Source organism: Jezberella montanilacus, from assembly GCF_003003055.1.
Taxonomy (GTDB): Bacteria; Pseudomonadota; Gammaproteobacteria; order Burkholderiales; family Burkholderiaceae_B; genus Zwartia; species Zwartia montanilacus.
Map to the genome: position 1 here is coordinate 373,787 of NZ_PVTV01000011.1, position 12,268 is coordinate 386,054.

General features: G+C 51.6%; 11 protein-coding genes. 3 read left to right on the forward strand and 8 right to left on the reverse strand.

The genetic code is table 11. The features are described from left to right. Positions 1-27: 27 nt before the first annotated feature. A complete protein-coding gene (pyk, locus tag BCM14_RS03385) occupies positions 28-1,461 on the reverse strand; it encodes a pyruvate kinase (RefSeq protein ID WP_106227020.1) in 1,434 nt (477 codons plus the stop codon). 150 nt (positions 1,462-1,611) lie between these two features. On the opposite strand from pyk, the gene BCM14_RS03390 reads away from it, so the two are divergent. After that, positions 1,612-2,871 carry a Zn-dependent hydrolase gene (locus BCM14_RS03390; RefSeq protein WP_106226573.1) on the forward strand — a complete coding sequence of 420 codons (1,260 nt, stop codon included), beginning with the start codon at positions 1,612-1,614 and terminating at the stop codon, positions 2,869-2,871. A 16-nt stretch (positions 2,872-2,887) separates the two neighbouring features. On the opposite strand, the gene BCM14_RS03395 is transcribed toward BCM14_RS03390, so the two are convergent. Then, positions 2,888-4,744 carry a phosphoenolpyruvate carboxykinase (GTP) gene (locus BCM14_RS03395; protein WP_106226574.1) on the reverse strand — a complete coding sequence of 619 codons (1,857 nt, stop codon included), beginning with the start codon at positions 4,742-4,744 and terminating at the stop codon, positions 2,888-2,890. 173 nt (positions 4,745-4,917) lie between these two features. On the opposite strand from BCM14_RS03395, the gene BCM14_RS03400 reads away from it, so the two are divergent. Then, positions 4,918-5,802 carry a TauD/TfdA dioxygenase family protein gene (locus tag BCM14_RS03400; RefSeq protein ID WP_106226575.1) on the forward strand — a complete coding sequence of 295 codons (885 nt, stop codon included), beginning with the start codon at positions 4,918-4,920 and terminating at the stop codon, positions 5,800-5,802. Positions 5,803-5,874: 72 nt separating this feature from the next. Here the strand turns inward: BCM14_RS03400 and BCM14_RS03405 are convergent, their stop codons facing one another. Further along, a complete protein-coding gene (locus BCM14_RS03405; RefSeq protein ID WP_106226576.1) occupies positions 5,875-7,980 on the reverse strand; it encodes a xanthine dehydrogenase family protein molybdopterin-binding subunit in 2,106 nt (701 codons plus the stop codon). Positions 7,981-8,002: 22 nt separating this feature from the next. Beyond that, positions 8,003-8,455 carry a (2Fe-2S)-binding protein gene (locus BCM14_RS03410; RefSeq protein WP_106226577.1) on the reverse strand — a complete coding sequence of 151 codons (453 nt, stop codon included), beginning with the start codon at positions 8,453-8,455 and terminating at the stop codon, positions 8,003-8,005. Positions 8,456-8,674: 219 nt separating this feature from the next. On the opposite strand from BCM14_RS03410, the gene BCM14_RS03415 reads away from it, so the two are divergent. After that, positions 8,675-8,935, forward strand: coding sequence for a hypothetical protein (locus BCM14_RS03415; protein ID WP_106226578.1), 261 nt, complete (start codon positions 8,675-8,677; stop codon positions 8,933-8,935). Here the strand turns inward: BCM14_RS03415 and BCM14_RS03420 are convergent. Genes BCM14_RS03420 through BCM14_RS03435 form a run of 4 tightly spaced genes read right to left on the reverse strand, consistent with a single transcriptional unit; the run spans position 8,924 to position 12,255 of the window. Next, positions 8,924-9,643 (reverse strand): class I SAM-dependent methyltransferase, encoded by a 720-nt coding sequence (locus BCM14_RS03420; protein WP_106226579.1) that lies wholly within the window; start codon positions 9,641-9,643, stop codon positions 8,924-8,926. The two genes, BCM14_RS03415 and BCM14_RS03420, sit on opposite strands and share 12 nt — an antisense overlap. Continuing rightward, positions 9,640-10,131 carry a hypothetical protein gene (locus BCM14_RS03425; protein ID WP_106226580.1) on the reverse strand — a complete coding sequence of 164 codons (492 nt, stop codon included), beginning with the start codon at positions 10,129-10,131 and terminating at the stop codon, positions 9,640-9,642. Before BCM14_RS03425 ends, BCM14_RS03420 begins: the two co-directional genes overlap by 4 nt. 25 nt (positions 10,132-10,156) lie before the next feature. Next, positions 10,157-11,212 carry a TauD/TfdA family dioxygenase gene (locus BCM14_RS03430; RefSeq protein WP_106226581.1) on the reverse strand — a complete coding sequence of 352 codons (1,056 nt, stop codon included), beginning with the start codon at positions 11,210-11,212 and terminating at the stop codon, positions 10,157-10,159. A gap of 29 nt (positions 11,213-11,241) precedes the next feature. Continuing rightward, positions 11,242-12,255, reverse strand: coding sequence for an acyl-CoA dehydrogenase family protein (locus BCM14_RS03435; RefSeq protein WP_106226582.1), 1,014 nt, complete (start codon positions 12,253-12,255; stop codon positions 11,242-11,244). Positions 12,256-12,268 lie beyond the last annotated feature (13 nt).

Consider the following 12,268-nt stretch of genomic DNA (forward strand, 5'->3'; position numbering starts at 1 on the left):
GATTTTGTCTCCGTCACGATTTTTATATTATCTGGCTTTATCGTCTTCCGTAATGTAGGCGATCCTTAACAAATTCGTTGACCCGGTCACACCAAACGGTTGACCCGCAACAATCAACAAGGCGTCTCCGGGTGAACCAAAACCGTGTTTAACCGCCGTTTGAGTTGCATTGTTAACGATCTCTTCCATGCTGGTTACATCTTGTGCCTGAATTGAATGAACGCCCCAGACGAGAGATAAGCGCCTGGCAATCGGTAAACTTGGCGTCATACTAAGTGTGGGTGCCGGAGGACGTTCGTGAGCGACTCGCAAAGTGGTTGACCCAGACGAGGTGTAAGCCACTGTCGCTGCCACCGGAAGGGTCTCAGCCACTGTGCGAATGGCTGCGGAGATCGCATCTCGTGCATCGCTGCGACGCCGAGAATGAACAGCGTTCATCGTGATGCGCTGTAATGGATCCTTTTCAATAGTCTGTAAGATCCGATCCATCATCTGAACCGCTTCCGCAGGATAAGCGCCAGCCGCAGATTCGCCCGATAACATGACCGCATCGGTCCCATCATAGACAGCCGTCGCGACATCGCTGACTTCAGCCCGGGTGGGCACGGGTGAAGCGATCATCGACTCGAGCATCTGGGTCGCAACGATTACTGGTTTACCGGCTTCGCGTGCAACACGGATGATCCGTTTTTGCAGAACGGGGACTTCTTCGGGTGGCAACTCGACGCCTAAATCACCACGAGCCACCATGACCCCGTCGGACGCAGCCACAATCGCTTCAAGCGAATCAATTGCAGAAGGCTTTTCGAGTTTAGCCATGATGGCTGCTCGATTGCCCACAATATTCTTGAGTTCAAGCATATCCTCAGGACGCTGTACAAAAGACAAAGCGATCCAGTCCATCCCGAGTGACAAGCCGAACTCAAGATCTTGACGATCTTTAGCAGTCAACGGAGAGAGTGGGAGGATGGCACCTGGAACATTAACGCCTTTGCGGTCTGAGATCACGCCGGCATTCAAGGCCTCGACCTCGGCACTTTCGCCATCACAGGACAAAATTCGCAGCCGCACTTTACCGTCGTCGATCAAAAGATCTTCACCTGCTTTCACCGCCGCAAAAATCTCCGGATGCAACAGGGGAACCCGCTCATGCGTGCCGATTGCGGGGTTCATATCCAACCGCAGCTTTTGACCAATCTCGAGATTCATTTTGCCCCCACTGATCTGCCCCAGCCTCAGCTTCGGGCCCTGCAGATCCATCAAAATCCCGATGGGTCGACCAATTTCACGCTCAAGGGCCCGGATCATGTCATAACGAATTTGATGATCGGCATGCGTGCCATGACTGAAATTCATTCGAAAAACATCTACCCCGGCAAGAAACAGCTGGCGTATCATGTCTGCATCTTTGCTACTGGGACCCAGTGTCGCAACGATTTTTGTACTGCGATGGCGATGCAAAATGGCGTCTAGTTTCATTTAATTTTCTCACTCAGTCGCGAAGTTAATTGAAGCAGTTCTTTCATGACGATACTGCATCGGTATGACCGTCTAGACGAACTAAAGTATGCCTAAATCAAAGTATGCCTGAATAATTTAACTGGTGACGATATGCCGAATACAAACAGTGAATCCGCCTTAGCGACGTTACGAATTAATAAACAGCGGTTATGGGACTCATTAATGGGTTTGGCCTCTATCGGCGCAACACCCAAGGGCGGCGTATGCCGGATTGCGCTGACGGATCTGGATCGGCAAGGGCGTGATTTTTTTGTCAAGCAGGCACGTCAAGCTGGTTGCAGCATCAGAGTCGATGCGGTCGGTAACATCTTTGCTCGCCGCTCAGGGCAAAACAATGACCTGCCGGTGGTGATGACCGGCAGTCATATCGACACGCAACCAACCGGCGGCAAGTTTGATGGTAACTACGGCGTACTCGCGGGACTGGAAGTCATGCAGACACTCAATGATGCGGGCATAGTCACCCAGGCACCTCTGGAAGTCGCGGTATGGACTAACGAGGAAGGTTCTCGATTCGTCCCCGTGATGATGGGGTCTGGTGCGTTTGTTCGCGAGTTCACGACCGATTATGTGCTTGGCCAAACTGACAAAGAAGGCGTGACGGTTGGACAAGCGCTCACTCAGATTGGCTATGCTGGTGCTGATCAAATCGACCCTAAACATATTGCCGCCTATTTTGAAGCCCACATTGAACAAGGCCCGGTATTAGAGGCAAACGAAACCACCATTGGTGTCGTATTGGGCGCGTTGGGTCAAAGGTGGTACGACATCGTCGTCACCGGTATGGAGGCGCACGCTGGCCCCACCCCCATGGCGTTGCGCAAAGACGCCCTGCTTGCGGCAGCGGCATTGGTACAAACCGTGAACGATTCTGCCATGCGATATGCACCTCACGCTCGCGGCACGGTTGGCATGATGGATGTGTATCCTAACTCGCGTAATGTGATCCCCGGACATGTCAGTATGTCTGTGGATTTCAGGGCAGATAACGACAAAACATTGCTCGACATGGATGCCGAACTACGTGCTGCGGCAAACGCTTTGAGCCAATCACACCGGGTCAGCATTGAAGTCAAACAGGTGGTGTATTTCCCGCCCCAAGCGTTCGCACCGAAATTAGTAGACGCAATCAGAAAGGGGGCCCGTGCCCTGGATCTATCCGAAATGGATATCGTGAGCGGCGCTGGGCATGACGCAGTCTATCTCGCACGCGTCGCCCCAACTGCGATGATTTTCATCCCGTGCAAAGACGGCATCAGCCACAATGAGATTGAAGATGCACTACCCGAGCACATCGAAGCAGGTTGCAATGTGCTTTTGCAGGCCATGTTAAACACGGCCTGCATCTAAAACACTGCCTGGGCACCTAGCCCAGGCGAGCTTCGAAGTCTGATTTGATGTTGAGCAAGCGCTCGGGCAGACCGTGCGCTAACAACTTGAACAGATCCGTGTGCAGCTCAAACTCTTTGCGCCAGGCCTGGATATCAATTGAGGTAATTTTCGTGAATTTATCAATCGAGAAATCCATGCCTCTCCAGTCGAGATCCTGGTAGCGAGGCGTGATGCCGAAAACATGCTCGACGCCTTCGGCTTGCTCTTCAATACGACCTAGCATCCATTTAAGAACACGGGTGTTTTCACTAAAGCCAGGCCAAACAAACTTGCCATTTTCGTCGGTGCGAAACCAATTCACGCAGAAGATTTTTGGCAATTTGGCACCTGAGGCGGTCAAGTGCTCACCCAATGACAACCAGTGCTGAAAATACTCAGCCATGTTGTAGCCGCAGAACGGAAGCATGGCGAACGGATCACGGCGCACAACACCTTGCTGACCGGTAGCCGCTGCAGTCGTCTCAGAGCCCATCGTTGCTGCCATATAGACACCTTCGGACCAGTTACGAGCCTCAGTCACCAAAGGTACCGTCGTGGATCGGCGACCACCAAAAATAAACGCATCGATCACAACGCCCGCGGGATTGTCCCACTCTGAATCCAGCACTGGATTGTTAATAGCAGCAACTGTGAACCGGGCATTAGGATGGGCCGCCTTGACGCCCTTCTCTCTGGCCAGCTCTGGAGTCCAGTCACGGCCCTGCCAGTCGATCAAATGAGCTGGCGCCTCTTTGGTCATACCTTCCCACCAGACATCACCGTCGTCGGTCAAGCCAACGTTGGTGAAGATCACGTCATGGGCAAGGGTCTCCATACAATTGAAATTGGATGATTTGTTCGTGCCTGGTGCAACGCCAAAATAACCGGCCTCTGGATTGATCGCACGCAAATTACCTTGCGCATCCGGTTTGATCCAGGCGATATCGTCACCGATCGTGGTGATCTTCCAGCCTTCTTGCGCGAGCCCTTGCGGCGGGATCAACATTGCAAAATTCGTTTTGCCACAGGCTGAAGGGAAAGCTGCAGCGACGTGATACTTCTCACCCTTGGGAGTCTGAACACCCAAGATCAGCATATGCTCAGCTAACCAGCCCGGGGACTGTCCGGCCGCAGCACTGCGTCCCATATTGGATGCGATACGCAAAGCAAAACATTTTTTGCCCAACAGCGCATTGCCACCGTAACCGGAGCCGTAAGACCAGATTTCACGCGTTTCAGGGAAATGAACGATATATTTCGTCTCATTGCAGGGCCAGACGACATCTGCCTGACCTTCAGCAAGTGGTGCGCCAACGGTGTGGACACAAGGAACGTAATCGCCATCAGTGCCCAGAACGTCGAATACTTTACGACCCATACGAGTCATCATCCGCATGTTGACAACAACGTAGGGCGAATCTGAGAGCTCAATCCCAATCTGGGCAATCGGCGAACCAAGCGGGCCCATGGAAAATGGCACGACATATAGTGTGCGGCCAGCCATGGCGCCATCAAACAACCTGTCCAGCGTCCCGCGCATCTCGGTAGGTTCGATCCAATTATTGGTTGGACCTGCATCGGCTTTATTTTGGCTGCAGATGAAAGTACGATCTTCAACCCGCGCGACGTCGTCAGGCGACGAGCGAGCCAAATAGGAATTCGGGCGTTTACTCGCACTGAGTTTATGCAGCATGCCAGACTGAACCATCTCGCCGCAAAGCCTGTCGTACTCTTCCTGAGAGCCGTCACACCATACTACTTTCGCAGGACGGGTTTTAGCCACAATATCGGCGACCCATTTTTTTAGGCCCTCGTGGCGAACATAATCAGGAGCATTTAAGGAAGCGGTCATAGTATTGTTTCAGTTATGCGATTGATCGCGAAAAAAATCTAGATTAGTCAAAAATTGTAGCACTCAGAACAACTCGTTTTGATTGCTGCGACGCAGCATAAATCGGCATAAAAGTAGCTTAACAATACCTCACGAGGTATAGTTAGCAGAGACAAAACGCGGGGATAAAAACAATGACAATCACGATCACGCAACGCCATGCCAGCTTTGTCGGCGAGGTGAGTGCTATCGACTTGAGTGCTGTACATGATGAGTCCACTCTTCAGGCAATCAGGGATGGCATGTCGAAATATGCTGTGCTGATTTTTCGGAACCAGCGATTCTCAAACGAAGGTCAACTTGAATTCGCTCAACGGTTAGATGGGGAACTGCACGCCAAGACCTCTTCGGCTGCCTTGACCAAAAATCGCTATGGCAATGAAGCCCTAACCGACATTTCGAATGTCGGTGCAGATGGGGATATATTGGTAGCCAATGATAGGCGTCGCATGAACGGGATCAGTAATCGAATCTGGCATACCGATGCTTCATTTGAAGATCCGTCAGGACGCTATTCGCTCTTGTTCGCTCGCAATCTGCCACCTGTTCGTGCCGATACCCAGTTCGCCGACACCCGCACTGCTTATGATGATTTGGATGAGGAAATCAAAGCCAGAATCGAGAATCTGCATGCTCATCATTCAATTGTCTACTCTCGTCACACCATGGGTTTTGATTTCTCTGAAGAAGAGAGTGCCAAGTTGCCTGGTGCAACGCACCGTCTGGTGAGACACTTTGCGGAGAATGACCGCAAGGCACTCTATGTTGCATCTCATGCGTCGCGTATCGTCGAATGGCCTATCCCGGAAGGTCGGTTGCTGCTGAAAGATCTGATCGAACATGCGACACGTGAGAAATATATTTTCTCTCACGAGTGGATGCCTGGTGATCTTGTCATCTGGGATAACCGCGCGAGCTTGCATCGAGCGCGTCCTTTTGATGACGTTAAATATAAACGCGAGCTCACTCGAGTGACGACGCTCGACTTGCCCCGTCGCACGATGCAAAAAGCCGCCTGACGGCGGCTTGACTGACGTAGATCTGAACACCTTACTCTGAATCAATACAGAGTAAGGTCTCAGCGTAACTGCTTAGGCTTTGATAAAGGGCAGAGCACGAGTTCTCTGACCACCCGCTGCCACGATCGCGTTTGCAATGGCTGGCGCAACCAGTGGCGTACCGACTTCACCCAACCCGGATGGCGCATCACCGCCCTGAATCACGGTGATGTCGATCACAGGCAAATCAGACATACGCATCATCGGATAGGTATCAAAGTTACGCTGCTGCGCTGCGCCGTCTTTGAAGGTAATTGCGTTCTTCATCGACGTTGAGAAACCGAGCAGCATTGCACTTTCGATTTGCGCAACGACCTGGTCGGGGCGAACGGCGACGCCAACGTCCACAGCGCAAGTCAATTTATGCACCTTCGGGATCCCATCTTTAAGAGACACTTCAGCGACAACAGCAATGTAAGCACCGTAGCACTCCATTTGCGCAACACCTAGGGCCGTACCCCGTTGACGCAGCATCCCCCAACCAGCTTTTTCAGACGCTGTCGCAAGCACTTTTTGCGCACGTGGTTGCTTGCCCAACAGTGCCATACGAAACTCAACCGGATCCTGACCCGCTTCAGCAGCGAGTTCGTCCATGAAGCTCTCGACAGCGAAAGCGTTCAAGTTGTTACTCACTGCACGCCAGTAGCCAACCCGAATACCGGTATCGTGAATGACGTTTTCGGCACGATAGTTTTTTACGCCGTACGTCAGATTAGCCGTGCCCTCAGTCATAAAGGGATCGTTACCTTTTACAACGAAACCAGGGAAGGCACGTGCAGTCACCGATGGCGATGTCAACTTAGATGACAGGCCGATCAAGTTGCCCTTGGCGTCAAATCCGCCAGCCAGTTGACTCAAGCTAATTGGGCGATAGAAGTCATGCGTCATGTCGTCTTCACGCGTCCAGGTCAGACGGATGGACTTGCCGCTGGCTTTAGCAATCGATACGGCCTGACCAACGAAGTCGTTTTCAAGTTTACGGCCATAACCACCACCTAAGAAGGTTGTATGAACAAAAACCTTTTCTGGTGGCATGCCTGACGCAGCTGCTGCGACGCCTTGTGTACCTTGCTGGAACTGCACAGGACCCCAGACGTGACACTCGCCGTTCGCGATCGTTACTGAGCAGTTCATGGGCTCAAGCGTGGCGTGCGCAGCAAAGGGTAGCTCGTATTCAGCTGTCAGCTGCTTGACCGCACCAGTCATTGGCGCCTCGACATTGCCTGCTTTACCAACGATTGCGCCTTTGGTCTTGCTGGCTGCTCGCAAGCCCTTTTTGATCGCTGCCATATCAGCGGTGGGTGCGGTATTACCGTTATCCCAGACCACATTGAGCAAATCGCGCGCTTTTTTAGCTGTGTAAAAGTCCTTAGCAACCACACCCACACCATCAGGTACCTGGACGATCGCTTCAACACCAGGCACCGCTTTAGCAGCTGTCGCGTCATAACTCACCACTTTGCCACCAATGACGGGGCTCATGGCAATCGCTGCGGACAACATACCTGGCTGACGAACGTCAATACCGTACTGAGCGGTACCCATTACTTTGGCTGGCGTATCCAGACGGCCAAATGCTTTACCAATGTATTTGAACTGTGCTGGTGTTTTGAGTGCTGGTTTGCCAGAAGGTTTGACCATTGCAGCGGCAGCAGCCAGCTCGCCGTAGCTTGCCTTGTTAGCGCCTGCCGTCACCATGCCGTCACTCGCAACACACTGTGATGCTGGGACGTTCCATTTTTGTGCGGCAGCTGCAACCAGCATTTCTCGTGCGGTGGCGCCAACCGTGCGCAACTTGATCCAGGCATCGCGCATGGAAGTCGAGCCACCCGTTATCTGGGCACCACCCAGCGCATCATTACCATATGCTTTGGGATCGACGGCGGCCATTTCAATCTTGACCTTGCCCAACGGATAATCCAACTCGTCAGCAATCAGCATACTCATGGACGTGTAAACGTCCTGTCCCATCTCAGAGCGAGCAACAGTGATCGTGACCGAATTATCGGTATCAATTCGAAGCCACGGATTGGCCAGAGCGGCTTCGCCAGCTATTGCCATGTTTTGCTTAAAGGAAAAACCAACCAACAGTCCCGAGCCGAGCACGGCACTTGATTTAATAAATGAGCGACGATCCATTTTTAGTCTCCTATTGCGTTCATTAAGCAATGTTGTTGCCAGCGCGAACGATGGCTTTCTTAATGCGTGAATAGGTGCCACAACGACAAATATTGCCGTCCATGGCTTCGACGATTTGAGTCTCGCTAGGCGTTTTGTTCTTGGATAGCAAGGCAGCGGCAGACATCATCTGCCCGCACTGGCAGTAGCCGCATTGGGGAACCGACTCAGCGATCCAGGCGTCTTGAATGGGTTTACTGAGTGCAGCAGGCAAGCCCTCGAGTGTTGTCACACGTTTACCCATGGCTGCTGACACGGGCAAAGAACAGGAGCGAATCGCCTCGCCTTCAAGGTGAACTGTACAGGCTCCACAGAGCCCTGCACCGCAACCAAATTTTGGCGTTGTGATGTTGAGATGGTCACGTAAGACCCACAACAAGGGCGTATTTGCATCGCCTTCAAAATCGACGCTTGCGCCGTTTACGTTTAGTTTCATTTTTGCTCCTGATAATTTTTATCAATTATTAATCAGCTTAGCTGCGTCCAATCCGACGATGCCAAAATCAATTGCCGGTCTTTGGTAGCCGCGTTAAATACAACGAGCACAAATCCTAGTTACCAATGATGACAATCACGCTACTTTACGACCAAAAAGATTAAAATGCGAGTCAACTAGGTTACAAAATTGTTGCAGTTGTAGATAAAAGGAAGTCTTATGTTGAAAAAATTACTCATCAGCGCGACGTTAGCGGCGTTTCTTTCAAGCGCAGCCCCAGTCGTAGCTGCCAAAACTGCGACAACAAAAAATACCTCGTCGACGCAAGCCAAGAAGTCCAACAACGTAAAAAAATCGTCCGGAACCAAGAAAACGGTAGCAAAAAGCTCGACCGGCACCAAGAAAACGACCAAGACAGCAAAAGCCAAATCTGCAAAAACCAACACTGCAAAAACGAAAACAGCGAAATCAGCTGGTTAATTTGACTGCCGAAAGGACCAGACGCCGGCCATAGACTAATTGGTCGGTCAAGGCTTGCGTCCACATTTTTTGTTCTTCTTCGGTACGAGACTTCCGCAAACGGCGACGAATATACGCCTTTGAAACAAGGCCGACCAGCTTTTCCCATGCGTGTTTGGGCTTCGGTTCGTCAACCTCGTGCACCGCTACGTCACCAAAGCCGTTCATGCCGAGCAAAAAGCGGATTTGATAAAAATTCAGCGGTAGCCAAGGCATATGCGAGTCGGCTACCGTATTCACAAAATAGTTATTTGCTCGCGGAAAGCCCTGAATGACGTGATCAACTCTGGATGCGGCGTAGATCGAATTTGGCACGGACAAGATAAATCTACCACCTGGCTTAAGGTGCCGATTGACACTTTGAAAGAAAACACCAAAGTTTTGTAAGTAGGGAATCGCCTCACAGCAGACGGCTACATCAAACAAACCACAGCTATCGGGTACGCCCTCATCCATCCAGAAGGAGGAGAACAAATCGTAGTCTTCGGGTGCTGATTCATAGAAATCAAGCCCGTGAACAAAGACAGGGGTTTTCATGCACTTTTTAATCCAACCTTCACCGCAGGCTATATCTAACACCGTCGCTGGTTGATGCTCGTTAAGTATCCGAGCAACGGTCAAGCGATAAGGTTTGAAATCCCAATGACCCGGATGATCTGAACCGCTCATCGCGCACCTGCTGCACCCAGCAAAGCCTGAATTTGTTGCACGGCGGTTTCATCACTGAGATTGTATTTTCTGGGGGTTTCACCTAAATCCAAGACCGTCGCATAGGCGTTTGCGATGACATCGACATCTGCGGCGTTAGCCTTGACCCCAAAGCTGATAAACGCTTTGGGTGCCATCGTGTACTCATTATCCAAGCCTTGTATCTGTGTACCAAGCCATTGCATCAGCTCGCGCTCGCGCTTTTCGCTCAATTTACTTTGCTCACAAACAATGGGATCCGCAGTCGACACGACTTTGTAGCCAAGTTGGGTACAGGCGGCATAGACAGCATTCTTGGCCGAGCTCAAGCTAGCGCCTTTAATAACCGCCGCGATGGTTTTAAGAACACCATCATCGCGCTTAGCCTCCGTCTTAGACTGGCAGCCTAACAGGCACACAGCCATCACCGCGAGTAAGGCCAACTTAAGGAAGTTTGATAATGAAGTCATGAATATCCCTTTTGAGACAAAACGATCAGGCAGCTGTCAAAGGCACATGCCATTGATCGGCAGGAACCATCACACCGCCTCGAATGCCGGGCACCACCGTGCCATAGCGTTGGGCAAACACGTCGGGGAGTGGGCGGGCATCAGGCGAGGAAATCCAAAGACGCAGAAGATGTCTACGACGAGCGGGATCAGACCAATCCTCAAAGGCGGTTCGATCGTGAAGCAAACTATGATTGTGGACAAACTGCATATCGCCGGGTTCCAGGCGCATGAGAAAATTCAACGCTGCATCATTGGCCAGGGAATCAAAACAATCCAATGCTTCGACATGCGTCGTTGTCAATCGCATGGCGTCTTCGAAACGCTGGGCAGAGTCGATATATTGACGCTGATAGATACTGGACATCAAGCCTGCATGCCAGTTAAAAACCGGGATCTCAAAAAAAGGCTTCTGTCCCGCTGTAAATTCGCCTCTGCGATCTGTCGCAATCGGGTCGAACAACGCGGCTGCCAGTTTCGGATGCTTAGCTTTCATTTCATTAAAGATGGTGTTGGATGAAACGAGTGCCGAGTCGCCCCCGGATTTAGCTTGCTGCAAACACAACAGACCAACGATATCGCTACTATCGGTATGGAAAGTTTGTCGCTCGTGAGTCTGATAAATCCGCACGTTGGGGTCGTTGGCATCCATACCCATATCAACCACGTGCCCAAGTAAATGGCCTTTGGCGTTCTGAGGTCTTGGCAGACCCAGATGCAATCCAATACCGAAAAAAGCAGTTGCGCTTAATTGAGTAGACCACTCTTTGACTGGCAAGGCCTGCAAAAGCGCGACGCCCGATCCGTTGAGCAGCTCGTCACGAATTGCACGTAAGCGACGACCAAGCGTTGGCAGTGAAAACTGCTCGATCGTCATCTTCCCGATATTGTCTGTGATCTCTAGAAAAGATCGTGCCGCAAGGGCGACTTCAGCGACCTCAGCATCAGTTAAGGTGTGTCGCCAAACGCCGCTTGCCGAAAATACAGGACCTTTCCATACTGACGGGCCGCTAATAAAATCAGGCAAATCTTGTTGCTTCATTGGCAGGACTTTTATCTCATCATCTCAATTCACACAGGCTCGCCGAACAAATCTAGTCTGACATAGTCCAGCACGGAGCGATCGCATTGTAATACGCTGGCTCCTAGCTTATGTGCCCAGTATCCATAACCACCACCCAAGCGAGCCCATTCGTTCAATCGCCGAGTGTATAACTGCAAGTCGTACTCGGCAGTCACGCCAATTGCACCGTGTACCGCGTGCGCGGTAGAGCTAACTCTAGCCACGGCCTGACTGGTTTGTGCTTTAGCCATTGCTGCCAAGGCAGGCAATGGTCGCCAGCTATTGCTTTGACAGGCCATTTGCACGGCCATTCGCGCCCCGAACACTTGTTCAGCCATCTCGCTAATTTGTTGCTGCAGTGCTTGAAACTTCCCAATGGGTTTACCAAACTGCACGCGTTGATTAGCGTAAGCCAACGTCATTTCGTAAACCCGATCAGAGACGCCAGCAATCAGGGCAGCCATTGATAGCGCAAGCAAAGGTTGAAACTGGTCAACTGACCAGCGGCCGATCAAACTTCGTTTTCCGACCTCGGTTGGCCAGCGCAGATCAGCGTCTACTGACCCATAGCCGCCAGAGGTGGCGACGCTTGCCTCCGCAACGGGCAACAACCACACGTCTTCATTTTTTTGGGCAAGCACCCAGTCAGTTGTTTTACCAAAACTGACGGCACGGGCGGTAACCCCATCGCCCGACTTGTCCACTTGAAAAGGCGCAAAAGTCACGGCACCTTTGGGTAGTGCTAGCCCAGCATCGTTTAACCAGGCGCGTGCCAAAAGAGTGTGGGCGAAGGGCAACGGGACCGCATGCCGACCGATTGAAAAAAGAACAGAGCCAATATCTGAGAGCGTCAAACCTGCTCCTCCGGCGCTTTCAGGTACCAACGCATCACCGAAACCAGATGCCTCAAGGCTCGACCACATGGCAGTTGTGTCACCGCCGTGTTCAATCTTGCGGATCAGTGCGGGAGAACTGACTTCAGAAAGCAGTTTTTCAGTGCTGTCAAAAAAAGAGTCTTGCATGATGTGATTCACT